The 25,435-nt window shown below is 60.2% G+C and carries 19 protein-coding genes; 3 read left to right on the top strand and 16 right to left on the bottom strand.

Annotated elements, in window-relative coordinates; translation table 11 throughout:
- From AC3A5O_RS26895 to rpsU, 4 genes are all read right to left on the bottom strand, one after another.
- Complete coding sequence (locus tag AC3A5O_RS26895) at positions 1–3,744, bottom strand: EAL domain-containing protein (RefSeq protein ID WP_305468675.1); 3,744 nt, start codon at positions 3,742–3,744, stop codon at positions 1–3.
- A gap of 126 nt (positions 3,745–3,870) precedes the next feature.
- Positions 3,871–5,718, bottom strand: coding sequence for an RNA polymerase sigma factor RpoD (gene rpoD / locus AC3A5O_RS26890; protein ID WP_122566674.1), 1,848 nt, complete (start codon positions 5,716–5,718; stop codon positions 3,871–3,873).
- 67 nt (positions 5,719–5,785) lie between these two features.
- A complete protein-coding gene (gene dnaG / locus AC3A5O_RS26885) occupies positions 5,786–7,744 on the bottom strand; it encodes a DNA primase (protein WP_018607333.1) in 1,959 nt (652 codons plus the stop codon).
- Positions 7,745–8,223: 479 nt separating this feature from the next.
- Entirely contained in the window at positions 8,224–8,439 is a 216-nt protein-coding gene (rpsU, locus tag AC3A5O_RS26880) for a 30S ribosomal protein S21 (RefSeq protein ID WP_002551877.1), read from the bottom strand.
- Between the two features lie 199 nt (positions 8,440–8,638).
- Between rpsU and tsaD the strand changes: the two genes are divergently transcribed.
- On the top strand, positions 8,639–9,664 hold the full coding sequence (gene tsaD / locus AC3A5O_RS26875; RefSeq protein ID WP_122566675.1) for a tRNA (adenosine(37)-N6)-threonylcarbamoyltransferase complex transferase subunit TsaD: 1,026 nt from the start codon (positions 8,639–8,641) through the stop codon (positions 9,662–9,664).
- Between the two features lie 8 nt (positions 9,665–9,672).
- Here tsaD and plsY read toward each other — a convergent pair whose 3' ends face one another.
- Complete coding sequence (plsY, locus tag AC3A5O_RS26870) at positions 9,673–10,242, bottom strand: glycerol-3-phosphate 1-O-acyltransferase PlsY (protein ID WP_003206189.1); 570 nt, start codon at positions 10,240–10,242, stop codon at positions 9,673–9,675.
- Between the two features lie 74 nt (positions 10,243–10,316).
- On the opposite strand from plsY, the gene folB reads away from it, so the two are divergent.
- Positions 10,317–10,670: a dihydroneopterin aldolase gene (folB, locus tag AC3A5O_RS26865; RefSeq protein WP_305468673.1), complete on the top strand. Its 354-nt coding sequence runs from the start codon at positions 10,317–10,319 to the stop codon at positions 10,668–10,670.
- Positions 10,661–11,179 (top strand): 2-amino-4-hydroxy-6-hydroxymethyldihydropteridine diphosphokinase, encoded by a 519-nt coding sequence (gene folK / locus AC3A5O_RS26860; protein ID WP_122566677.1) that lies wholly within the window; start codon positions 10,661–10,663, stop codon positions 11,177–11,179. Before folB ends, folK begins: the two co-directional genes overlap by 10 nt.
- Before the next feature lie 152 nt (positions 11,180–11,331).
- Here the strand turns inward: folK and AC3A5O_RS26855 are convergent, their stop codons facing one another.
- The 11 genes from AC3A5O_RS26855 to AC3A5O_RS26805 all read right to left on the bottom strand — a co-directional run bounded on the left by AC3A5O_RS26855 (position 11,332) and on the right by AC3A5O_RS26805 (position 25,421).
- Positions 11,332–12,558: a multifunctional CCA addition/repair protein gene (locus tag AC3A5O_RS26855; protein ID WP_305468672.1), complete on the bottom strand. Its 1,227-nt coding sequence runs from the start codon at positions 12,556–12,558 to the stop codon at positions 11,332–11,334.
- Positions 12,559–12,621: 63 nt separating this feature from the next.
- Positions 12,622–14,187 carry a SpoVR family protein gene (locus AC3A5O_RS26850; protein ID WP_122566679.1) on the bottom strand — a complete coding sequence of 522 codons (1,566 nt, stop codon included), beginning with the start codon at positions 14,185–14,187 and terminating at the stop codon, positions 12,622–12,624.
- On the bottom strand, positions 14,184–15,455 hold the full coding sequence (locus AC3A5O_RS26845; protein ID WP_122566680.1) for a YeaH/YhbH family protein: 1,272 nt from the start codon (positions 15,453–15,455) through the stop codon (positions 14,184–14,186). Before AC3A5O_RS26845 ends, AC3A5O_RS26850 begins: the two co-directional genes overlap by 4 nt.
- A 113-nt stretch (positions 15,456–15,568) precedes the next feature.
- Positions 15,569–17,491 (bottom strand): PrkA family serine protein kinase, encoded by a 1,923-nt coding sequence (locus AC3A5O_RS26840; RefSeq protein WP_018607229.1) that lies wholly within the window; start codon positions 17,489–17,491, stop codon positions 15,569–15,571.
- Between the two features lie 299 nt (positions 17,492–17,790).
- Positions 17,791–18,120, bottom strand: coding sequence for a thiosulfate sulfurtransferase GlpE (gene glpE, locus AC3A5O_RS26835; protein ID WP_122566681.1), 330 nt, complete (start codon positions 18,118–18,120; stop codon positions 17,791–17,793).
- A gap of 32 nt (positions 18,121–18,152) precedes the next feature.
- A complete protein-coding gene (locus AC3A5O_RS26830) occupies positions 18,153–19,028 on the bottom strand; it encodes a symmetrical bis(5'-nucleosyl)-tetraphosphatase (RefSeq protein ID WP_305468671.1) in 876 nt (291 codons plus the stop codon).
- Positions 19,028–19,408 carry a Co2+/Mg2+ efflux protein ApaG gene (gene apaG / locus AC3A5O_RS26825; protein ID WP_122566683.1) on the bottom strand — a complete coding sequence of 127 codons (381 nt, stop codon included), beginning with the start codon at positions 19,406–19,408 and terminating at the stop codon, positions 19,028–19,030. The genes AC3A5O_RS26830 and apaG overlap by 1 nt, the downstream gene beginning before the upstream one ends.
- Positions 19,409–19,524: 116 nt before the next feature.
- Positions 19,525–20,343, bottom strand: a complete 819-nt coding sequence (rsmA, locus tag AC3A5O_RS26820; RefSeq protein ID WP_122566684.1) for a 16S rRNA (adenine(1518)-N(6)/adenine(1519)-N(6))-dimethyltransferase RsmA — start codon at positions 20,341–20,343, stop codon at positions 19,525–19,527.
- Complete coding sequence (gene pdxA, locus AC3A5O_RS26815) at positions 20,340–21,329, bottom strand: 4-hydroxythreonine-4-phosphate dehydrogenase PdxA (RefSeq protein ID WP_122566685.1); 990 nt, start codon at positions 21,327–21,329, stop codon at positions 20,340–20,342. The genes rsmA and pdxA overlap by 4 nt, the downstream gene beginning before the upstream one ends.
- On the bottom strand, positions 21,326–22,642 hold the full coding sequence (gene surA / locus AC3A5O_RS26810; RefSeq protein WP_156334343.1) for a peptidylprolyl isomerase SurA: 1,317 nt from the start codon (positions 22,640–22,642) through the stop codon (positions 21,326–21,328). The genes pdxA and surA overlap by 4 nt, the downstream gene beginning before the upstream one ends.
- On the bottom strand, positions 22,623–25,421 hold the full coding sequence (locus tag AC3A5O_RS26805) for an LPS-assembly protein LptD (RefSeq protein WP_305468670.1): 2,799 nt from the start codon (positions 25,419–25,421) through the stop codon (positions 22,623–22,625). The genes surA and AC3A5O_RS26805 overlap by 20 nt, the downstream gene beginning before the upstream one ends.
- Positions 25,422–25,435: the final 14 nt, after the last annotated feature.

Below are 25,435 nucleotides of genomic sequence, written 5' to 3'. Positions count from 1 at the left end.
TTATAGCGACGGTTTCTCGGCTGTGCTATCCGAAAAATCCGATACGGTCACACGAAGAAACGTTGCGGCAAACTCGTCGGCGCACAGGGGCAGGCTGACGATGTAGCCCTGGATCTGTTCGCAACCTTCTTCGGTCAGGAATTGCTGCTGGGCCAGGGTTTCGACACCCTCGGCGATGATGGTGAATTGCATGCTGCGACCCAGGGCGATGATTGCCCGCACGATGGCCGCGTCGTGGGGGTCGTCGGGCAGGCCACGGACGAAGGACTGGTCGATCTTGAGGATGTCCAGCGGCAGGCGCTTGAGGTAACTCAGGGAGGAGTAGCCCGTGCCGAAGTCGTCGATGGCCAGTTGCACGCCGAGGTTCTTCAGTTGGTGCAGCACCGTCAGGGCCTCTTCGGCCTGGCTCATGATGAAGTTCTCGGTAATCTCCAGTTGCAATAAGTCGGGCTGGAGCTGGTGCTCGCGCAGCAGTTGCTCGATTCGCCCCAGCAAGTTGGGTTGGCGCAGTTGGGCGCCGGCCAGGTTGACCGACAGTGGGCCTAGGCTTTCGTAAGTGCTGTTCCATTCGCACAGTTGCCGGCAGGCGCGCTCCAGTACCCAGTCGCCAATTTGCAGGATCATGCCGTTTTCTTCCGCCAACGGGATGAAGTGTTCGGGCGGGACATCGCCAAATGTCGGGTGATACCAGCGAATCAGCGCCTCGGCGCCCACCAGTCGGTTGTCGACGAGGCTGATTTTCGGTTGGAAGGACAGTGACAGCTCGTTGCGTTCAATCGCGCGGCGCAGTTCGTGCTCCAAGGCCACGCGCTCGCTGGCCTGGGCGGTGAGGTCGCGGGTGTATTTCTCCACCCGATTGCGGCCCTTGGCCTTGGAGCGGTACATCGCCGCGTCGGCATTCTTGACCAGCGTGGCGACGTCGCAGCCATCCTGCGGGTAGAGGCTGGTGCCGATGCTGGCGCTGATGAAGAACTCGTGCTCGCCGGCCTGGAAAGGTGCGGTAAAGCAGTTCAACAGTTTCTGGGCGATGTGCTCGGCATCGCTGGGCTGCTGCAGGCCCGGCAGCAGGATAATGAATTCGTCGCCGCCCAGGCGCGCCACGGTGTCGATGTCGCGCAACTGCTCGCGCAAGCGCACGGCGATGCCCTTGAGCAGCAGGTCGCCGACCGGGTGTCCGAGGCTGTCATTGATGTGCTTGAAGCGGTCCAGGTCCAAGAACAGCACGGCACCCTGGCTACCGTTTTCCTGCTGGCTGTTAAGAGCCGCCAGCAAGCGGCTTTCGAACAGCGTGCGATTGGGCAGGCCCGTCAGCGGGTCGTGGTGAGCCTGGTAATCGAGCCGGGCCTGGGCGTGCTTGAGACTGGAGATGTCGGCGAAGACCGCGACGAAATGGGTGATTTGTCGGTCCCGATTGCGTACCGCGCTGATGGTCAGCCAACTGGGGTACAGCTCGCCGTTCTTGCGCCGGTTGGAGATCTCTCCCTGCCAGTGCCCCTCCGCGGTCAACTGGTGCCACATTGCCGCGTAAAACGCGCTGTCATGCAGGCCGGAAGCCAACAGCCGGGGTGTGTGGCCCAAGGCTTCGGTTTCGCTGTAGCCGGTGATTTCAGTGAAGGCTCGGTTCACGGCACTGATATGTTGTTGGGTATCGGTGATCAGCACGCCCTCGGCAGTGCTCTCAAACACGGTGGCGGCCTGTTGCAGTTTTTCCTGCATCATGTGGCGTTCGGTAATGTCCCGGGCGATGGTCAGCATGTAGTCTTCGTTGCCGATGGGCAGTGGGCGGCTGGACACTTCGCAGAGCCGTATCTGCCCGTCGTTGCGACGGATATGGCAGCTGAAATCCCTGACGAAGCCGTCCCGTTTCAGCAGGTCGAGCATCTGCTTGCGCTCGTTGAGATTGACCCAAATGCCCAGGTCCAGGGTGGAGCGGTCCACCGACAGGGCGCTGTTGAAGCCGGTAATGCGGCTGAACCCTTCGTTGACTTCAATCAGCAAACCGTCGCTTTGCCGGGACAGCAGCAGGCCATCGGGCGAGGCGTGGAACGCCTTGGCGAACTTCTCTTCGGACGTCTGCAATTGCTGCTGGGTTTCCTTGAGCTGGCTGATGTCTCGTACCACCACGACCAGGGCTGGCGTTGTGTCGAGGTCAAAGGGCTCAGCGGAGATCAGCCCGGTGAACACCTGGCCGTTGTTTCGGCGAAAGGGCATTTCCAGGTTGCGAATACTGCCGGCCTGCAAACGCTGCAACAGGCTCGGCCCCACGCCTTGGATGCCCCAGATATTCAGTTCGGTTGCGTTGCGCCCCACCACTTCTGCGGCACTCAGGCCGATCTGCTCTTCGAAGGCCTTGTTGACCTCCAGCAGGCAACCGTCCAACAGCCGTGCAATCACCAGGATGTCCGGACACTGGCGGAACACCGAGGCAAATTTCTGCTCCGAAAGACGCAGTGCTTCCTCGGTGCGCTTGGCTTCACTGATATCGATCATCAATCCGCGCATCAGCGGTTCGTGTCCGTGCTCGATCAGGCTGACGATGTCGCGCACCCACAGGCAGCGACCATCGGCCGTGATTACCCGGTAATCAATGCAGTGGTCGCGACCCGCCAGCACTTCATGATCGCAGTAGGTCTGGGCGCGGATCAGGTCGGCCGGATGAATGATGTTGCGCCAGAAGCCGGGGACCAGCCAATGGGAGAGGGGATAGCCCAAGAGGTCTTCGGCGTGAGGCGACACGTAGCTGTAGGTGAAATCGCTGACCCTTGCTTCCCAGGCAATGGCCGACAGGCTCTCCACCAACCCGCGGTAATGGTATTCGCTGCTACGAAGCTCCTGCTCAAGCTCGACCCGCCGGGCGATTTCCGAGCTGAGTCGGCGATTGATGCGAATCACCACCGCCAATATGCCGACCAGGAGCAGCAGCGCAGGCAGGCCGTAAAACAGTAAGTCTGACCAGAGCTGGCGATAGTCGTGCACATTGCCGATCCACTTCTGCTGGATCTCGGCGACCTCGGCCGGGCTCATGTCTGCCAGGACTTTGTCCAGGATGCCCACCAATACCTTGTTGTCGCGAGGAACGGCCATTGCCAATTGATAGCGATAGGGCGTTTCCCCGCTGACATAGAGACCTTCGAGCTTGAGCTGGCGCAGGCTCCAGACACTGGAAGCCAGATCGCCCACTACCGCGTCCACTTCATCGGTTGCCAGCGCTTGCAGGGCTGAACTGACGTTGGGCAGCGCCACGAGGTTCAGGTCGGGATGATGGTTGCGCAGCAATTCATGGGGGGCATAGTTCTCCACTACGGCGATTTTCAGCCCGTATAGCTCCTTGAGGCTGTGGGGCTGGGCGCCACCGCGATGGGCCAGGATGACAATGGGGAAATCCAGGTAGGGGCGGGTAAATGCCAGGTAATTCTGGCGTTCCGGGGTGGACATGATGCCCGGCAATAGGTCGATCTTGCCCTGTACGACCTGCTCGAGCACGGCAGTCCAGCTGGCCGGCTCGATGGGCGTGAGCCTGACAGCCAAGCGTTCACGGATGATCTCGATGTAATCGGCGGCCAGGCCCTGATAGCGGCCTTGATCGTCGCGAAACTCAAACGGCGGCCATGAGGCGTCGATACCCAGGCGCAGGTCGGGGTGGTCCTTGAGCCAGCGGAGCTCCTCATCGGTGAGCGTCAACGCGCCAGCTGTTGCGGTCCAGGTGATCAATGACAGCAAAAGCGCGGCCGTCAGTCTGGGCATCACTGTCTCGTCATGGCTTGGGAGGATGATTCGAGTGTAGACGGGCAACAGGGGGGTGAGGAGCGTAACGAAGGGGATTTTATCTGTGCATAACAAAACCCCCGGCAGGGCCGGGGGTTTTGAAGGTCACTCGTCGAGGAAGGAGCGCAGATGCTCGCTTCGCGTCGGGTGGCGCAGTTTGCGCAACGCCTTGGCTTCGATCTGGCGAATCCGTTCACGGGTCACATCGAACTGCTTACCGACTTCCTCGAGGGTATGGTCGGTATTCATGTCGATGCCGAAGCGCATGCGCAGTACCTTGGCTTCACGGGCAGTGAGGCCGGAGAGTACTTCGCGAGTCGCTTCCTTGAGACTCTCGACCGTGGCGACATCGATCGGAGACTGCATGGTGGAGTCTTCGATGAAGTCACCCAGATGGGAGTCTTCGTCATCGCCGATCGGGGTTTCCATGGAGATCGGCTCTTTGGCGATCTTCAATACCTTGCGGATCTTGTCCTCAGGCATTTCCATGCGTTCGCCCAGCTCTTCCGGCGTCGGTTCGCGACCCATTTCCTGCAGCATCTGCCGGGAAATGCGGTTGAGCTTGTTGATCGTCTCGATCATGTGCACCGGAATACGGATGGTGCGGGCCTGGTCGGCGATCGAGCGAGTGATCGCCTGACGGATCCACCAGGTGGCATAAGTCGAGAACTTGTAGCCGCGACGGTATTCGAACTTGTCCACCGCCTTCATCAGGCCGATGTTGCCTTCCTGGATCAGGTCGAGGAATTGCAGGCCGCGGTTGGTGTACTTCTTGGCGATGGAGATCACCAGACGCAAGTTCGCTTCGACCATCTCTTTCTTCGCGCGACGGGCCTTGGCCTCGCCGATCGACATGCGACGGTTGATGTCCTTGATCTCGGCGATGCTCAGGCCAGTCTCGGCCTCCAGCGCACTGAGTTTCTGCTGGCAACGAATGATGTCCGGCTGCAAGCGGGCAATGGCTTCGGCGTATTTGCTCTTGCCCTTGGCCAATGCATCGGTCCAGCTTTCGTCGACTTCGTTGCCTGGGAACTGGCGCAGGAAATCAGCACGTGGCATGCGGGCGTCACGCACGCAAAGCTGCATGATCGCGCGCTCTTGCTGACGCAAGCGATCCAGGGCACTGCGAACACGCTCGACCAGGCCTTCGAATTGCTTCGGCACCAGTTTGATCGGCATGAACAGCTCGGCCAGTGCCAACAGCTCAGCAATCGCCTGCTTGTTGTTGCGGCCGTGCTTTTTCAGCGCCTTGCGGGTGATTTCCATCTGGTCGGACACAGCGCCGAAACGCTGTGCGGCGATGACCGGATCCGGACCACTTTCGGCTTCTTCCTCGTCGTCGCTCGCTTCGGCGTCGTCGTCATCGGTGTCGTCGTCGGCCTTGACGGCTTTCGCGTCGATCGGCGGCGGCACTTCGGCGGCAGGCGGCGCAATGCCGTCGTCCGGGTCGATATAGCCGCTCAGGACGTCGGACAGGCGGCCACCTTCGGTGGTGACGCGGGTGTACTCGGAGAGAATATGGTCAACCGTGCCAGGGAAGTGCGCGATTGCGCCCATCACTTCACGGATGCCTTCTTCAATACGCTTGGCGATTTCGATTTCGCCTTCACGTGTGAGGAGCTCTACCGTACCCATTTCACGCATGTACATGCGCACGGGGTCCGTGGTGCGACCAATGTCGGTCTCGACCGCTGCCAACGCTGCGGCCGCTTCTTCAGCGGCCGCCTCGTCGGTATCGGCGTCGGCCAGCATAAGGGCATCCTTATCTGGAGCAACCTCGAATACGTTGATCCCCATGTCGTTGATCATGCGGATGATGTCTTCCACCTGTTCCGGATCTGAAATATCCTCCGGCAGGTGGTCGTTGACCTCCGCGTAAGTCAGGTAGCCCTGCTCACGACCCAATAGGATCAACTCTTTGATACGAGACTGCTGTTGCGCTTTTCCGGACATAACACCCTATCCACTGAAGGTCTTGGCGGGCAAAAAACAAGCCGAGGATTATACCTGAGCTGTGACCTCACGCGCCAGTTGAGGTCGGGTTTGATGCGCAAACATTGCGGCTGAGTAAGTCGCGCAATTGGTTTTTCTCTTCGCTGGTCAACTCGCTCTGGCGAGCTTTTCGCAGAAGTTGTTCCAGGTTTCGCTCGCGTTGGCGGGCGGACAAGCTAGTAATGGTGTCGAAAAACTGTTGTTCAAGGTTGTCTCCCTCAATCAGCCATTCCTTCTCGGCCAGGGCCTTCAAAAGGCGTCCCTGCTCGGTCCCGTGCCACCGTGCGATCAACTGGAAAGAGTTTAGCTTGGGGTTCTTCTGCACGGCTTCAAGGAGTGCCACCAGCAATTGCGTATTGCTGTGGTCCTCGGCGGCGAAGTGCCCTGCGTCCTCGACTTTCTCCGCCAGTTGCGGGTGGTGCAGCAAGGTGCGCAAGGCGGCCAGTGTTGGTGGTTCGACGGCGGCCGGCACGCGCGGGGCACGTGGCTGGTCGCGATCGCCGCGCTTGCCGTTCTTGTCCCAGGGTTTCTTGTCCCATTTCTTGCCGCCGCTGCCAGGTTTTTTTGGCGTCCATTCCTGCTGCGGGGCGTAATCCTGCTGGGGTTGATGATAGTCGGCGAAATCCGGCATCGCGTCGTAATCGATGCCTGGGTCATATGCCGGCGGCGCCTCCTGGGGGGCGCTGTGCACCAGTTGGTTGACCGCTTCGCTGTTGAGACCGGTGATCTCGGTCAGGCGCTGGCGCATGAGTGTGCGCAGATTGGCGCCGGGCACCTTGTCGATCAGCGGCGCCGCGAGGGTGGCCATGTGGGCCTTGCCTTCGAGGGAGCGCGGATCGGCTTCTTCGGTCAACTGCTGGAAAAAATAGTCGGCCAGCGGTTGTGCGTGCTGGTTGATCCGCGCACGGAATGCGTCGGTGCCTTCGGAGCGTACCAGGGTGTCCGGGTCCTCGCCCTCGGGCAGGAACAGGAAGCGCGCCCGGCGTCCGTCCTGCAGGCACGGCAAGGTAGCCTCCAGTGCGCGCCAGGCGGCATTGCGGCCGGCCTGGTCGCCGTCGAAGCAGAACAGCACGTTGGGCACGACGCGAAACAGGCGCTTCATGTGCTCTTCGCTGGTGGCCGTGCCCAGGGTCGCGACGGCATTACGCAGGCCTTGCTGGGCCAGGGCGATCACGTCCATGTAGCCCTCGACGACGATGATTTCGTCGAGATTGCGGTTGTTCTTGCGCGCTTCGTACAGGCCGTAGAGTTCCTGGCCCTTATGGAACACCGGGGTTTCCGGGGAGTTCAGGTATTTCGGCTTGTCATCGCCCAGCACCCGGCCACCAAAGGCGATGATCCGTCCGCGTGTGTCGCGGATCGGAAACATGACCCGGTCGCGGAAGCGGTCGTAGCGCTTGCCGGTTTCGGCATTTTCGATCAGCAGGCCGGCGTCGATCATGGCGCGCTGTTGCAGTGTGTCGCTGCTTAGATGCTTGTACAGGTTGTCCCAGCCGGGCGGAGCGAATCCGAGCCCGAAGTCCCGGGCGATTTCGCCCGTCAGGCCGCGGCCCTTGAGATAATCCACCGCGGCCTTGCGTGCTGGGTGGCTTTTGAGAGCCTGGCGATAAAAGTCGGCCGCCGCCGTCAATAGTGGGTAAAGCGGCGAATCGGTCGGTTGGCGTGGTTTGTGCGGTCGACCGCTTTCTTCGCGGGGTATTTCCATGCCCGCGGCTTTGGCCAATTCTTCGACAGCCTGGGGAAAGTCCAGGTTGTCGTGGTCCATGATGAAGCCGAGGGCATTGCCGCCTGCGCCGCAACCGAAGCAATAGTAGAACTGCTTGTCGGGGCTGACGCTGAAAGAGGGCGTTTTCTCTTTGTGAAACGGGCAGCAGGCCGTGTAGTTCTTGCCTGCTTTTTTCATTTGCAGGCGAGAGCTGACCACGTCGACGATGTCGGTGCGGTTCAGGAGGTCGTCAATAAAGCTCTGGGGAATCAGCCCGGCCATGGCGTTCTCATCATCACTGCGCGAAATATGGACCCGAAGTCGGTAGGCGTAACCGGGTCTGGGTTTGAGGCACGCTGAATCGGTGGCTCGACCGGGTCGTCTGCATCATCGCTGTCGGGAAGTGTATCTGCCGATTATCCACTGACGTTAATCACTATCAGTATTCGACTGTTTGAATGTGTTGCGCTGAGTCCGGTAACGGCCGGTCAGGCCTCGGATAGCTCATGAAGCGGGCACGCAAGCAGGTGCCTTGGGCTGATCGTCGTTAGAGGAATCAGGGTGTGCTCGTCGGTAGCCTTGGAAGGCTCGTCAGGAAAGACGTGCACCGCTGGCAAAAGAGCCAGGTCTGACGCGGTGAAGCGGGTTGTCTTGGTCGCGTCTGCGGCTTCGACGGTGAAGCATCAAGCGTTATTCCGCAAATGCCATAAGCCCGGCTTGAGGGCCGGGCTTGGCAGAAGCTTGCTACGGACGTCTGTGTATTAGTACAGACGTACGGCGCGGCGCTGTTCGCGCTGAACTTTCTTGGCGTGACGCTTAACAGCGGCTGCTGCCTTGCGCTTACGCTCAGAAGTCGGCTTCTCGTAGAATTCGCGGCTACGAACTTCAGCCAGAACACCGGCTTTTTCGCAGGAGCGCTTGAAACGACGCAGAGCTACGTCGAAGGGTTCGTTCTCTTTTACTTTGACGGCTGGCATCCAGAGCTACCTTCATTCATTACCGGGGTCAACATCCTCGCGGCAAAAGAGCACTTGAAGACGTCGGTTTTTAAGGGTTGCGGATGTTAACCCCTCAACGCTCGGAATGCAAAGCCTCTGATCGAAAACCGCTGGTCGGGGCACAACGCGGCGACTATTATGCGCGCCTTCGAATTCAGCCTCTACAAGGCGCAAACCCATGCTAGTACTGGGATTAGAAACCTCCTGCGACGAAACCGGTGTCGCACTTTACGACAGCGAACGCGGGCTGCTGGCCGATGCGCTGTTCAGCCAGATCGACCTGCACCGCGCCTACGGCGGGGTGGTGCCCGAGCTTGCCTCCCGCGATCACGTCAAGCGCATGCTGCCCTTGATCCGCCAGGTCCTGGCCGAAGCCGGCTGCGTGCCGACCGAGATCGATGGCATCGCCTACACCGCCGGCCCGGGCCTGGTGGGGGCGTTGCTGGTGGGCGCTTCCTGCGCCCAGGCGCTGGCCTTTGCCTGGGGGATTCCGGCCCTGGGCGTGCACCACATGGAAGGCCACTTGCTGGCGCCGATGCTGGAGTCGCAACCGCCAGAATTCCCGTTCGTCGCTTTGTTGGTCTCGGGCGGCCATACGCAGCTCATCCGGGTTGATGGAATCGGCCAATACGAACTGCTGGGCGAAACCCTCGACGATGCCGCCGGCGAAGCGTTCGACAAAACTGCCAAAATGATGGGCCTCAATTATCCCGGTGGGCCGGAAATCTCCCGGCTGGCCACACAAGGGGTCGATGGGCGCTTCGTGTTCCCGCGGCCGATGTGCGACCGTCCTGGCCTGGATTTCAGTTTCAGCGGGCTGAAGACGTTCGCCTTGAACACCTGGCAACAGCGTGTCAGCGCCGGGGACGACAGTGAGCAAGCCCGTTGCGACATCTCGCTGGCGTTCCAGCAGGCCGTGGTGGAGACTTTGACCATCAAGTGCAAGCGTGCCCTGAAGCAGGCCGGGCTCAAGCGCCTGGTGATCGCCGGAGGCGTGAGTGCGAACCAGGCCTTGCGGACATCGCTGGAGAAAATGCTCGGTGACATGAAGGGCGACGTTTACTACGCGCGGCCGGAGTTCTGCACAGATAACGGCGCGATGATTGCCTTTGCCGGCTGCCAGCGTTTGCAGGCTGGCCAGCAGGAAAGCCTGGCAATCAGCGTGCAGGCGCGTTGGCCCATGGAGCAGTTGCCCCCCCTGTGAAACGGCATTTAAAAATGCCGTTCGCGCCCGGCGAACAGGTCGCGTAGATTGCCCCGGTGGCGCCAGACGATCAGTGCAACCAGCGCGGTCATGGGCAGCAAGGCCGCCGGCTCCTGCCAGGCCAGCAACGGCAGGGTCAGCGGCGTGGCGATCAGCGCGGCCAGGGAGCTGGTGCGGGTCAGGTAGAACGTCAGCAGCCAGGCGCAGACAGCCAGCAGGGCGGCGGGCGGGTATAGGCCCAGCAGCATGCCGGCGGCGGTGGCGACACCTTTGCCGCCACGAAAGCGAAAGTACAGCGGGAATAGATGGCCGATGACGGCACAGACGCCGATCCAGGCCTGTTGCTGCAACGAAAGCCCTGCAAGGCTGGCGATCAATACCGGGACAAGGCCTTTGCAGAGGTCGCCCAGCAGGGTCAGGATGGCAAGTTTGCGTCCGGCCAGGCGCAGCATGTTGGTGGCGCCGGCATTGCCTGAGCCACTCATTCGCGGATCCGGGCGACCGGTCAGGCGGCTGAGCAAAATGGCGAAGGACAGCGAGCCGAGCAGGTAGGCGAGAATCGCCAGTAACCAAAACATGCTAACTATTCCGGGCGAGGACGCCCTGATTCTAACGGGGCATCGCGCCCTTGTCGTGCTGCGGAGAAGAGTGCTTGGACAGAGTGTTTATCGAGGGCCTGGAAGTCGACACGGTAATCGGTGCCTACGACTGGGAGCGAGGCATCCGACAGTGCCTGCGGCTTGACCTGAGCTTCGCCTGGGATAACCGCCCGGCCGCTGCGGGCGACGACCTGACCCTGGCACTCGACTACGCCAGCGTTTCGTCGCGCATCCAGGTGTTTGCCGAGCAGGCGCAGTTCCAGTTGGTCGAAACCTTCGCCGAGCGGCTGGCCCAGGCGCTCATGGACGAGTTCAAGATCACCTGGCTGCGTCTGAAAGTGACCAAGCCTGGCGCCGTGTCGGCAGCCAGCGGTGTTGGCGTGGAGATCGAGCGCGGATGTCGCTGACTCAGGTTTTTCTCGGGCTCGGCAGCAATATCGAGCGCGAAACCCATTTGTGCGCCGGTCTTGAGGCCTTGGCCGGTTTCCTCGTGGACATACGCTGTTCGGCGGTGTTCGAGAGCCAGCCGGTGGGGATCAAGAGCGGACCATTCTTCAATTTCGTCGTATCGGCCTTCACCGACTTGCCGCTGATGGAGCTGGACCGTCGCCTCAAGTTCATCGAGGCGGACAACGGTCGTTACGCGCCGGACCGCAAGGGGTTGCCGCTGGATATCGACGTGTTGTTGTATGGCGAACAGGTCGGCAACTTCGATGGGCTGATCCTGCCGCGCGCGGAAATCCTCAAGAACGCCTTCGTCCTGTGGCCTTTGTCGTTGATCGCACCGGATCGGATTCATCCGGGTGTGGGCAAAAGCTTTGCCACGTTGTGGGAAGAAGCGCAGATCGACCAGGTACTGGCGCCGGTGGCTTTCGAATGGCGAGGTCAGCCGTTGACGCCGTCGAATCTGTTGTGAGGCGGCTGCCGTCATCGCGAGCAAGCTCGCTCCCACATTAGAATTTCAGCGGGCGCATATCTTGTGTTCAGCCGAGGTCCACTGTGGGAGCGAGCTTGCTCGCGATGACGGCGGTACATCCGGCACAAATGCAAGTTGACCCAAAACCCCCGTCAGCTAGCCGCCTCCTTGTAGGCCTTCAACACCCTTAGGCGCTCGCGCTTGATCGCCTCGCCCAGCTCCGGCCCCTTGAAGCCCTTTTCCAGCAAAGGCTGCACCGCCACCCCCCGAGCTGCCTCTGCCGCCCCCCGCAAATAATCAGCCTGTGGATAACTTCGCTGCTCCAGCCCCTTGCGCCCCCGCGCATCCATCTCGCATGCCGCAATGAATTCCTCGAAGCGCTGGGGGCGACGGTACACATCAAAACTTTGTAGCAGCTCAAGCAGCGTAGACGCCTTCAGTTCAAGGGCGCGATGGCCATGGGTGTGGTACTGGCCAACCAATAACGCCAGTTCCTGACAGTCGCGCGGTGCTTTGAAGCGTTCGTTGACAGCTTTGATCAGCTTCAATCCCGTGTGCTCATGGGCGATGTGTCGCGGCCATTCGTGTTGAGGCGTCAGACCTTTACCCAGGTCATGGAGCAGGCAGGCCCAGCGGACCGTTAACGGTTGTTGGTGCAGTGCTGCTTGCGCCAGCACGCTCAGGGTATGGATGCCGGTATCGATTTCCGGGTGATGGGCTTCAGGCTGCGGCACGCCGAACAGCGCATCGACCTCGGGCATCAAGACCTTGAGGGCCGTGCAGTCGCGCAAGACCTGGATAAATACCTGTGGTTGTTTTTCCATGAGGGCGCGGGAAATTTCTTTCCAACTGCGCTCAGCCGTCAACGCCTCCAGTTCGCCGGACTCGCTGAGCTGGCGCATCAGTTCGAGGGTTTCGTCCGCCACCTTGAAACCCAGCGGCGCATAACGCGCGGCAAAGCGGGCAACCCGCAAAACTCTGAGCGGATCTTCGGCGAAAGCGGGAGAAACGTGACGCAGTATCCGGGCTTCCAGATCGCGCTGGCCGTGGTACGGATCGGTCAGGTTGCCATGGTCATCTTCTGCCATGGCGTTGATGGTCAAGTCCCGGCGAACCAGGTCCTCCTCCAAGGTCACTTCAGGACTGGCATGGAACACGAAGCCGCCATAGCCGCGGCCACTTTTGCGCTCAGTGCGGGCGAGGGCGTACTCCTCGCCAGTCCTCGGCTCGAGGAATACCGGAAAATCGGCCCCCACGGGGCGAAAACCCTTGGCGAGCATTTCCTCGGCGGTGGCCCCCACCACGACCCGATCGACGTCAGTGACGGGAATGCCCAGCAGGCGATCGCGAACGGCGCCGCCAACTTTATAGATCTGCATAAAAAACCTCCGTTGGTCCGACAGGATAACCTTTGCGTCAGACGTCCGGAGGCGAAAACGGGATCAAAGATGAATGACGGCCAGGTCCAGGCGGCCATAGTCGCCTTCGGCTTGTTCGCTTCTGGGGGGCACGTGATGGGTTTTCATCACTTGGTCGCCTTGCAGGGTTTCCAGGTGGATGTCGAAACCCCAGAGCCGATGCAGGTGCTTGAGCACTTCATCGGTGGAGTCACCCAATGGTTTGCGGTTGTGCGCCTGGTGCCGCAGGGTCAGCGAGCGGTCTCCGCGGCGATCGATGCTGTAGATCTGCACATTAGGCTCGCGATTACCCAGGTTGTACTGCGCCGCCAGGGTTTCGCGGATGATGCGGTAGCCGCTCTCATCGTGAATGGCGGGTACCACCAGGTCATCTTTCTGGTCGTCATCGAGGATGCTGAACAGTTTCAGATCGCGAATCACCTTGGGCGAAAGGTACTGCAGGATGAAGCTTTCATCCTTGAAACTGCTCATGGCGAATTTAATGGCGGACAGCCAGTCCGAACCGGCAATTTCCGGGAACCAGTGACGATCTTCCTCGGTAGGGTTTTCGCACATGCGTCGGATGTCGCGATACATGGCGAAACCCAGTGCGTAGGGGTTGATACCGCTGTAATACGGGCTGTCGAAGCCAGGTTGGAATACCACGCTGGTGTGGGACGTCAGGAACTCCATCATGAAGCCGTCGGTGACCAGGCCTTCGTCGTACAGGTCGTTCATTAGCGTGTAGTGCCAGAACGTGGCCCAGCCTTCGTTCATCACCTGGGTTTGGCGCTGTGGATAGAAATACTGGGCGATCTTGCGCACGATGCGCACGATTTCCCGCTGCCAGGGCTCCAGCAATGGTGCATGTTTTTCAATGAAATAGAGAATGTTCTCCTGGGGCTCGGCAGGGAAGCGGGCATTGTCTTTTTCGTTGTATTTGTCCGCACCTTTGGGAATGGTGCGCCACAGATCGTTGATCTGTTTTTGCAGGTGCTCTTCGCGGTCCTTCTGGCGCCGACGTTCTTCTTCGGCGGAAATCGGATACGGTCGTTTGTAGCGGTCCACGCCGTAGTTCATCAGGGCGTGGCAGGAGTCCAGCAGGTCTTCCACCGCGTCGATACCGTGGCGCTCCTCGCATTGCATGATGTACTGCTTGGCGAACACCAGGTAATCGATGATCGAACTGGCATCGGTCCACGTGCGGAACAAGTAGTTGCCTTTGAAGAAGCTGTTGTGCCCGTAGCAGGCATGCGCCACCACCAGGGCCTGCATGCAGATGGTGTTTTCTTCCATCAAGTAGGCGATGCAGGGGTCGGAGTTGATCACGATCTCATAGGCCAGCCCCATCTGGCCGCGGCTGTAGGATTTCTCGGTGCTGAGGAAGTGCTTGCCGTAGGACCAGTGGTGATAGCCCAGCGGCATGCCGACCGACGCGTACGCGTCCATCATTTGCTCGGCGGTGATGACCTCGATCTGGTTGGGGTAGGTGTCGAGGGCATAACGGTCCGCGATACGGCTGATTTCGCGGTCGTAGGCCTTGATCAGCTCGAACGTCCATTCGGAGCCGGTGGAAATGGGCTGGCGTTTCTGCTCTTTTTTGGCGGTCATGTCACTAACCTGCGCTGGAAGAGTTCACGGAAGACCGGGTAGATATCCCCGGCCGAGACCAGTTGCTGTTGGGCAAACGTGTCGGAAAAAGCTTCGGCAATCCGTTCGTATTCGTACCACAGGGCTTGGTGTTCCCGTGGGGTAATTTCCACATAGGTGTAGTACTGGACGAACGGCATGATCTGGTTGATCAGGATGTCACGGCAGATCGGTGAGTCGTCGTTCCAGTTATCTCCGTCCGACGCCTGGGCCGCATAGATGTTCCATTCGTTGGCGGGGTAGCGTTCGGCCATGATTTCCTGCATCAGCTTCAACGCGCTGGAAACGATGGTGCCACCGGTTTCCCTGGAGTAGAAGAACTCCTCTTCGTCCACTTCTCGGGCGCTGGTGTGGTGGCGAATGAAGACCACATCGATCTTGTCGTAGTTTCGTTTCAGGAACAGGTACAACAGGATGAAAAAACGCTTGGCGATGTCCTTGGTGGCCTGGGTCATGGAGCCGGACACGTCCATCAGGCAGAACATCACCGCCTTGGAACTGGGGTTTGGCTGTTTCACCAGCAGGTTGTACTTGAGGTCGAACGTGTCGAGGAACGGGACGCGGTGGATGCGTGCGCTGAGTTTCTCTATTTCCGCTTCAAGGTCTTGAATGTCGCCAAAATTGTCGGGTTCTTCGCATTTCAGGCGAGCCAGCTCTTCCTTGGCTTCGCGCAGTTTGGCCCGGCTGCTGCCCGACAGCGCGATGCGCCGGGCGTGGGCCGAACGAAGGGTACGGATAATGTTGATGCGTGAAGGATTGCCTTCATTGCTGATACCGGCACGCACGGTCTTGAAGGTATCGGTACCAGTCAGGTTGCGCTTGACCAGGTTCGGCAGTTCCAGATCTTCGAACATGAACTCCAGAAATTCTTCCTGGGTGATCTGGAAGACGAACTCATCCATACCTTCGCCGGAATTGCCTGCCTTGCCAGGGCCCTTGCCGCCACCTCCACCCTGAGGCCGGGGGATGTGCTCGCCACTGGTGAACTCCTTGTTGCCAGGGTGCACGACGGTCTGTTTGCCGCCGCGACCATGGTGAAGCACCGGCTCGTCGATGTCGCGGCCGGGGATGCTGATCTGTTCGCCGTGTTCCATATCGGTAATGGAGCGCCGGCTGACCGCCTCTTCGACGGCCTTCTTGATGTGGTCACGGTAACGCCGCAGGAACCGCTGGCGGTTCACCGTGCTCTTGTTCTTGCCGTTAAGGCGTCGGTCGATCACATAGCTCATAGGCCCCTCCGGGGGAGCTTCAAGTCGTAAGCCTCAAGCCGTAAGGGGCGTGGCGTCGAACCTTGGGCCCGACGCCGTTCCCTTGCAGTTTGTAGCTAGAAGCTTGCCGCTGCTTATTGCGATTTCCGGACCCGCAGGTACCACTCGGAAAGCAGTCGTACCTGTTTGTCGGTGTAGCCACGTTCGACCATGCGTGTGACGAAGTCGTTGTGTTTTTGCTGGTCCTCCTTGCTGGCCTTGGCGTTGAAGCTGATGACGGGTAGCAGGTCTTCGGTGTTGGAGAACATTTTCTTCTCGATGACCACCCGCAGCTTTTCATAGCTGAGCCAGGTTGGGTTCTTGCCGTTGTTGTTGGCCCGGGCGCGCAGCACGAAGTTGACGATTTCGTTGCGGAAATCTTTCGGATTGCTGATGCCCGCCGGTTTTTCGATTTTTTCCAGCTCCTCGTTGAGGGCCACGCGATTGAGTATCTCGCCGGTTTCCGGGTCACGGTATTCCTGGTCCTGGATCCAGAAGTCTGCGTACAGCACGTAGCGATCGAAGATGTTCTGGCCGTATTCGCTGTAGGACTCCAGGTACGCCGTCTGGATTTCCTTGCCGATGAACTCGATGTAGCGCGGCGCCAGGTATTCCTTGAGGAAACGCAGGTAGCGTTCGCGGGTTTCGGCCTGGAATTGTTCCTGTTCGATCTGCTGTTCCAACACATACAGCAGGTGTACGGGGTTGGCCGCGATCTCGTGGGGGTCGAAGTTGAAGACCTTGGACAGGATCTTGAACGCGAAGCGTGTGGACAGCCCATTCATCCCTTCGTCGACCCCCGCGTTGTCGCGGTATTCCTGGATCGACTTGGCCTTTGGATCGGTGTCCTTTAGGTTTTCACCGTCGTACACACGCATCTTCGAATAGATGTTGGAGTTTTCCGGCTCCTTGAGACGCGACAGCACCGTGAACTGGGCCAGCATCTTCAGGGTGTCGGGGGCGCAATGAGCCTTGGACAGCGAACTGTTGAACAGCAGCTTGTCGTAGATCTTCACCTCGTCGGTCACGCGCAGGCAGTACGGCACCTTGACGATATAGATCCGGTCGATGAAGGCTTCGTTGTTCTTGTTGTTGCGGAAGGTATGCCATTCCGACTCGTTGGAGTGAGCCAGCAGGATGCCGGTGAACGGAATGGCCCCCAGGCCCTCGGTGCTGTTGTAGTTGCCTTCCTGGGTGGCGGTCAGCAGCGGGTGGAGCACCTTGATGGGCGCCTTGAACATTTCGACGAATTCCATCAGGCCCTGGTTGGCCCGGCACAGTGCACCCGAATAGCTGTAGGCGTCGGCGTCGTTCTGTGGGAATTCTTCCAATTTGCGAATATCGACCTTGCCCACCAGGGCCGAAATATCCTGGTTGTTTTCGTCCCCCGGTTCGGTCTTGGCCACCGCGATCTGGTTGAGGATCGACGGGTAGAGCTTGACCACCCGGAACTGGCTGATGTCACCGCCAAACTCGGCCAGGCGCTTGGTCGCCCATGGCGACATGATGGTACTGAGGTAGCGGCGTGGAATGCCGAAGTCTTCCTCGAGGATCGCGCCGTCTTCGGTGGCGTTGAACAGCCCCAGGGGCGATTCGAACACCGGCGAGCCCTTGATGGCATAGAAGGGCACTTTTTCGATCAGTTGTTTGAGTTTTTCGGCCAGGGACGATTTACCGCCACCCACGGGGCCGAGCAGATAGAGGATTTGTTTCTTCTCTTCCAGGCCTTGGGCGGCGTGGCGGAAATAGGACACGATCTGGTCGATGCATTCTTCCATCCCGTGGAAGTCCTCAAAGGCCGGATAGCGGCGAATCACCTTATTGGAGAAGATCCGCGAAAGCCTCGAGTTGGCCGAGGTATCCAGCAGCTCCGGTTCTCCGATGGCCAGCAACAGACGTTCCGCAGCCGACACATAGGCACTGCGGTCCTGCTTGCAGAGTTCGAGGTATTCCTGCAGCGAGTATTCCTCTTGCCGCGTGGACTCGAAACGTTGCTGGAAGTGGCTAAAAATGCTCATGACGTCACCTCGCTCGATACGTGGAGCCGGTGTCGGATCAATCAGTCGATGCTGGACAGCCGCTGGGAATCCAGTTGCCGTTTACCCCCCAGAATGCTTTCAAGAATGCAGGCTCCTGAAAGCTGACTCCCGATGACCCGCGCGCCGGTGTACCGGCTCTCCCCTGTTTTGGATGGCCTGAGGCTAAGGATAGTTCGGAATCACGGAGGTAAAGGTGGAATACGTAATTAGTTGTGGCAGACCGTTCGTCTGCCAGCGTCCAAACCCACGGTTCACGCGGGCTTGGGCGACATAAAAAATTATTCCTGATTGCCTTGAGCTATTTCTGCAGGATAAGTCGTGCGCCATAGCTCAAAACCGCCGTCCAGGCTGTAGACGTCGCTGAAGCCTTGGCTGATCAGATAGGCGGCTGCGCTCTGGCTGGAGTTGCCGTGATAGCAGACCACGACGGTTGGCGCATCGAGGTCGGCGGCACGGATGAAGTCGGCGATGGAATGGTTATCCAGATGCTGGGCGCCACTGATATGCGAAGCCGCGAACGTGGCTGGGTCGCGAACGTCGACGACGACCGCGCCTTGCTCGCGCAGGGCCTGGGCCTGTTCCGGGGGGATGCGTTTGAATTCGGTCATGAGGGACTCCTGTAGCTTGAGCGCAACACCGGTCAAACGGCGGTGCCGGTCGGCAATGGTGCAGTGGTCGGGTGATGGATTGTGGCGTGGCCCTGTTCGTCGCAATCGCAACGCAGCTGCTCGCCCGTGTCGACGTTCATCAGCGTCATGGCGCTGCCCCACACGCAGCCGGTATCGAGGGCAAATACGCCGGGTTCGTCGGATTGACCTCCCAATGCCGCCCAGTGCCCGAAAATGATCTTCAGGTGACGGGTCTTGCGCTCGCTGTGCTTGAACCAGGGGGCATAGCCAGGTGGTGCGGTCTCGATGCCTTCCTTGCCCTTGAGATCGAGCTTGCCGTCGCGGGTGCAGAAGCGCATGCGCGTGAAATAATTGGTGATGACGCGAAGGCGGGCGCTGCCGGTGAGGTCGTTGTCCCACTTGACCGGCTCGTTGCCGTACATGCCATCCAGGTAAGGGGCGAACAGATTGTCGTCGCGCAATGCCTGTTCCACCTCGGCGGCGCACTTGAGCGCCTTGCGCAGGGACCACTGGGGCGGGATGCCAGCATGGACCAGCGCGAGGTTGCGTTGCTCGTCGTAATGCATGAGCTTTTGCTGGCGCAGCCACTCCAGCAGTTCAATGCAATCGGGGGCGGCGAGTATTTCGCTCAAGGTATCGGATTTTTTCAGGCGCTCGATGTTCTGCCAGGCGGCCAACAGGTGCAGGTCGTGGTTGCCGAGCACACACACCAGCGACTGGCGGATGCTGTAGAGAAAGCGCAGCGTCTCAAGGGACTGCGGACCCCGGTTGACCAAGTCACCCACCAGCCACAACGTATCTTTTTGCGGATCGAAGGCGACGCGTTCCAGCAGGCATTTGAGCGGGTCGAGGCAGCCTTGCAGGTCGCCGACCGCATAGGTGGCCATTAGTGCAGGGCTCCGGGCACGGCCAGGCGAAAGGGCTTGATGACGGCATCGAAGCGTGTGCCATCCTCGGCCAGCATCTGGTAGGTACCCTGCATGGTGCCGACCTTGGTGGTCATCACCGTCCCGCTGCTGTAGCTGTGGCTTGCGCCGGCGTCGATCAACGGCTGCTGGCCAACCACGCCTTCACCGCGCACTTCTTCGACATGACCGTCGCCGTCGGTGATGACCCAGTGCCGCGACAGCAGCCTGGCCGGCAACGAGCCGTTGTTGCGCACGGTAATACTGTAGGCGAAGGCGAAGCGGTCATGCTCGGGTTGCGACTGTTCTGCCAGAAAACGGGTGGTGACGCTGACGTCGACCTGGTAACGAGGATCAGACATGCAAATAAGGCCTTAAAAACGAAGCGGGACGCGGGCGCGACTCAGGAGATCAGTCTAGGCCAAGTATCGGGTAGTAGACCAGACTGGCGTACTGCCCGATAGCGCTCGTCACCCGTTCAGTTGGCGTCGGCTTGCGGAGCGGCCTGTTCGCTGAGCTTGTCGGCCAGGCGTACGAACGCCGCCAGGTCCAACTGCTCGGGGCGCAGGCTGCCGTCGACGCCGGCGGCTTCGATTTCGGCGCTGCTGAGCAACAGTTTCAAGGTGTTGCGCAAGGTTTTACGGCGCTGGTTGAACGCTTCGCGCACCACCCGCTCCAGCAGGCGATGATCTTTGGCCGGGTGTGGCAGGACAGCATGGGGCACCAGGCGGACGATGGCCGAATCGACTTTTGGCGGCGGGTTGAATGCACCCGGACCGACGTTGAACAGGTGTTCGACCCGGCAATGGTACTGGACCATGATCGACAGGCGACCCCAGTCGCCACCGCCAGGGCCGGCGGCGAGGCGCTCGACCACTTCTTTCTGCAGCATGAAGTGCATGTCGCGGATCAGACCGGCATTGCTCAACAGATGGAAGATCAACGGCGTGGAAATGTTGTACGGCAGGTTGCCCACCACCCGCAGGCTGTTCGGCTCGGCGTTCAGGCTATTGAAGTCGAACTTCAGCGCGTCGCCCTGGTGCAGGCTGAAGTTGCTCTTGCCGGCGAACTGTTGGTTAAGAATCGGGACCAGGTCTTTGTCCAGTTCCACGACGTCCAGTTGCGCGCCGCTGTCGAGCAGGCCCTCGGTCAGGGCGCCCTGGCCCGGCCCGATTTCCAGCAGGCGGTCGTCGGGCTTGGCCCGGATGGAGCGCAGGATGCGATCGATCACGCCGGCGTCATGCAGGAAGTTCTGGCCGAAGCGCTTGCGCGCGCGGTGTTGGTATTGCTCGGTCATAAATGGGTCTCGGCCATCTGGTAGGCGGTTTCCAGCGCGACTTGCAGGCTGCCCGTATCGATCTTGCCGCTGCCGGCCAGGTCCAGGGCGGTGCCATGGTCCACGGAGGTACGGATGATCGGCAGGCCTAACGTCACGTTGACGGCCGCACCGAAGCCTTTGTACTTCAGCACGGGCAGGCCCTGGTCGTGGTACATCGCCAGCACCGCATCGCAGTGCTCCAGATATTTGGGGGTAAACAGAGTGTCGGCAGGCAGCGGGCCACGCAGGTCCATGCCCTCGCTGCGCAAGCGCTCCAAGGTGGGTTCGATGATGTCGATTTCTTCACGGCCCAGGTGTCCGCCTTCGCCGGCATGGGGGTTGAGCCCGCAGACCAGGATGCGTGGCCGGGCGATGCCGAATTTTTCCTGGAGGTCGGCGTGCAGGATGCGCGTGACCCGTTCCAGGCGTTCCGGGGTAATGGCGTCGGCGATGTCCCGCAAGGGCAGGTGGGTGGTCACCAGGGCCACACGCAGGCCACGGGTGGCGAGCATCATCACCACTTGCGCGGTGTTGGTCAGCTCAGCCAGGAATTCGGTGTGCCCGGAAAAGGCAATCCCGGACTCGTTGATCACGCCCTTGTGCACCGGAGCGGTGATCATGGCGGCGAACGCTCCGTCCAGGCAGCCTTGGCCAGCGCGGGTCAGGGTTTGCAGGACGAACGCGGCGTTGGCCTGATCCAACTGCCCGGTGACGACCGGGGCGCCCAACGGCGTATCCCAGACATACAGGCTGTTGGCGGGCGCCGGAGCATCCGGCCAGGCCTGGGGTGACACCGGCAGCAGGTCAACAACCACCCCCAGTTGCGCGGCCCGCTCAAGGAGCAGCTCGCGACTGGTGATAGCTATCAGGGGATGTGGCTGGGGTTGCGAGGCGAGCAGCAGGCACAGGTCGGGACCGATGCCGGCTGGTTCGCCGGGTGTCAGCGCGAAACGCTTGGGTTTCACTGCGCTGCCTGGTCTGCACCAGGAAGTTTGATTTCAACGTAGGCTTCGTCGCGAATCTGACGCAGCCAGGTTTGCAGCTCTTCGTCGTATTTGCGGTTACGCAATACGGTCATCGCCTGCTGTTCGCGCGCCTGGGTGGTGCTGTCGGTGGCGCGGCGGCCAAGGACTTCCAGCACGTGCCAGCCATAAGGGCTCTTGAACGGCTTGGACAGCTGGCCTTGCGGCGTGTCGGCCATGACCTGGCGGAACTCGGGAACCAGCGCATTCGGGTCAACCCAGTTCAGGTCGCCACCGTTGAGGGCCGACCCCGGGTCTTCCGAGAAGCTCTTCGCCAGTTCGGCGAAGTCTTCGCCCGCTTCGATGCGGTCGTAGAGTTTCTCGGCCAGGCGCTTGGTCTCGGCTTCGCTGCGAATCTCGCTTGGCTTGATCAGGATGTGGCGAACATGTACTTCGTCACGGACCTGGGTTCCGCCACCGCGTTTTTCCAGCACTTTCAGGATGATGAAGCCGCCTGGCGTGCGTGCTGGCTGGGTGATGTCGCCCACGGCCATGGCGCTCAGTTCACGGTCGAACGGAGGTGGCAGTTGAGCGGGCTTGCGCCAGCCCATGTCGCCGCCTTCCAGGGCGTTGTCGCTGCCCGACTTGGCTATAGCCATCTGGCCGAAATCAGCGCCTTGCTTGAGCTGCTGGTAGACATCCATTGCCTGGCGATAAGCGCTCTGGATGGCTTCGGAGTTGGCGCTTTCCGGGGTAGGAATCAGGATGTTCGCCAGGTGCAGCTCTTCGGAAAGCTGCATCTTGCCCAGGTCGGACGCAAGGAAGTTCTTCACTTCCTGCTCCGACACCTGGATGCGTTCGGCGACACGGCGCTGGCGCACACGGCTGATGACCATTTCGCGGCGGATCTGATCGCGGGCGTCCTCGTAGGAGAGGCCGTCGCGAGCCAGGGCGGCGCGGAACTGGTCGATGCTCATGTTGTTGCGCTGGGCAATGGTGCCCACGGCCTGGTTCAGTTCTTCATCGGTGATGCGAATGCCGGAACGTTCGCCAATCTGCAATTGCAGGTTTTCGACGATCAGGCGCTCGAGCACTTGTTGGTCCAGCACGCCCGGAGGCGGCAGGCCACCGCCGCGCTTGGCGATGGTTTGCTGCACTTCATGGACGCGTTGGTCCAGCTGGCTCTGCATGACCACGTCGTTGTCGACGATGGCCACCACTTTATCGATGGACTGTACCGCGGCGTTGGCCGCGGTACCCAGGAACAGCGCGCCCAGCATCAGCGGGCGCAGACAATCAGAAAGCTTGATCTTCACGTTCACGATAACCTTGGATGCCTTTGTCGAGGAAGCTCTCTACCTTGGCGCCGGTCAGGCCGCCGAGTCCCTTCAGAACAATTTGGAGGAAGACGCCGTGGTCGCCTTTTTCGTTTTCCGGGGCGGCCTGACTGAACTCTTCATAGTCGACCCAGTAACGGTTGATCAGGCGCAGTTTCCAGCAGCAGTTGTCGTATTCGAAACCACCGAAGGCTTCCAGGGTACGGTTGCGGTTGTAGTCATACTGCCAACGGCTGATGACGTTCCACTGCGGCACGATCGGCCAGATGACCGAGAAGTCGTGCTGCTTGATCTTGTAGTAGTCTTTCACGTAGCCAGGTGTGCCTGGTGTGCCGTAGTCGCCGCCGCCCACTTGCCACTGACCGGTAGCCTCGTCGTAGCGGACTTGGTCGTTGCGATAGCGGTAGCCAGCGTTGATGACCTTGTTCGGGTTGTCTTCCGGCTGATAATGGAACATCGCGCTACCCGAGCGAGGACTGCGGGTGTCTGGGTCCCAGTTGTAGGTGGCGGTGGTGCGCCAGTCGCGATTCCAGCGGTATTCGTATTCCAAGGCATACGGGGAAACGTCCGACTTGGCGTCCTCGCGTGTCTTGAAATCGATGCCTGGCAACTGCACTTCGCGATCCTTGAAGTACAGGGCTTGGCCGACGCTGACGCGTTGGCGTTCGAAGCCGTTTTCTTCGATCCAGCGGCTGGTTACGCCCAAGGACAGTTTGTTTTCGTCGCCGACACGGTCGGAACCGGTAAAGCGGTTGTCCCGGAACAGCGAGGAATAGCTGAAAGTCGATTCGCTGGTATCGAAGACCGGAATGTCGCTCTGATCCTTCTCTGGTACATAGAGGTAGAACAGGCGTGGTTCCAGGGTCTGGCGATAGTTGGTGCCGAACCACTGGGTGTCGCGGTCGAAATACAGGCCACTGTCAATGCTGGCGATCGGAACGCCACGGCTTTGGCTGCTGCTGTAGGTGCCGCGCAGACGATCGGCCTCGGCGCTCTGCGAAGCAACCTGCGATTTACCTCTGCTGTCCAGATCCAAATCATATTGGGTGTACTGGTATTTCAGAGACGGCTTGATGTAGCCATAGGTCGCTTCCATCGGCAGGCTCATGACCGGTGCCAAATTCAGGCGATTGCCATTAGCCCGCGCAAGGCCGCGGATGTTGTTATCCAGCCACGGTGTTGTATCACCTTCTTCGTTGCTGTAAAGGCCATTCCTCAAGTCCCGATCAAACCGAACCAATTCCGTCTTGTAAGCGAAATCCAGGCCGTAGGGATGCTGAGGTAGTGCGCCATCAAAGGTTATTTGAGGCAGACGGTTATAAGGCGTGATCTTCGAAATCGTCGCCATCTGATAAGCCTGGGCATTCAAGCGGGCAACATAATTATCACCCCGATAGCTGATGGCCCCTTGCTGGTTTACATAATCCCTGGACTCGACGCCGATCTGATCGGTCTCCAGATCCTGGAAGTAGTAAGGATCGCTGATCTTGGTGTAATCGACTTCCGTCAGCACGCGCGAATCGAGCCCGCCCTTGTGCTGCCAGTTGTACATATAGCGGGTCTTGCTGTAGTCGGACTGCTTGGCGCGCTCGTCTTCTTCATCATTAAGGTAAGCCGCACCGAACTGACCTTCGCTGGACTTGGTCAGGTAGCGGAACTCGCCTTCCATCAACAGGCCACGCTTGCTCATGTAGCGCGGGTACAACGTGGCGTCGTAGTTCGGTGCCAGGTTGAAGTAGTACGGGGTGACCAGCAGGAAGCCGGTATCGGTGCCGCTGCCGATGGTCGGCGGCAGGAAGCCGGACTGGCGACGGTCGTCGATCGGGAAATAGATATAAGGCGTGTACAGGACTGGAATGTCCTTGACCCGCAGCGTCACGTTGGTCGCGGTGCCGAAGCCGGTAGCCGGGTTCAGGGTGATGTTGTTGCCCTTGAGCGTCCAGGCGTTGCTGCCCGGCTCGCACGTGGTGTACGTACCGTCCTTGAGACGGATGATCGCGTTCTCGGCGCGCTTGGCGTACAGCGCGTTACCGCGGATGCGCGACTTGTGCATCACGTATTCGGCGTTGTCGACCTTGGCTTCGCCGGTGTCCAGTTGTACATCGGCGTGGTCGCCGACGATCAGCGTACCGTTGTCGCGAACCCGCACGTTGCCGCTCAGCTCGCCACGGTTCTCGGCCTGGTACAGGCTGGCCTCGTCGGCCTCGACCTGCATGCTGCCCTGGCGCATGACCACGTCACCGGCCAGGGTCGCCACCTGTTCTTCCTGCTGATAGCGTGACGCCTTGGCGCCGAGGAAGGTGGGGGCGTCGCTCTTGGCGGTCTTGTCATTCATGCCAGGACGCGTCGGCTCGATATAGGCACCGGCGCAGTACGGACCGGTTTCAGCCAGTTGCGCCGGGGTGAGGTTCTCTCGTGGAACCCAATCCAGGTGGCTGTAGTCTGCACTGCGCGACTTCAGACCTCGGCCCTTGGCTTCGGTAACGAGCATCGGCTTTTCGCCGGCGACCTCGCCCGAGCTGCTGTCGGCCGCAGCCGCGCCGCTATCGGAAACCGCGCTGCCGTCATGCACGGGACGCGGCGGTAACGCGGCGGCCGGTGTCTTGGGCGCACAGTCCCAGGCACCCGAAGCGGAGACGGAGCAGTCATACTGCTGCGCCGCGACGACGAATGAAGAGGCCAGGGGTTGCAGGGCCAGCAGACTGCCGGTGACCAGCAACGGAAATTTTTTACGAAACGCGGGGGATTTCAATGCCATCTTATTAGTCCGGG

The sequence above is a fragment of the Pseudomonas sp. Soil_N_39 genome, assembly GCF_057655955.1.
This window is presented reverse-complemented; position numbering and strand designations above follow the sequence as displayed.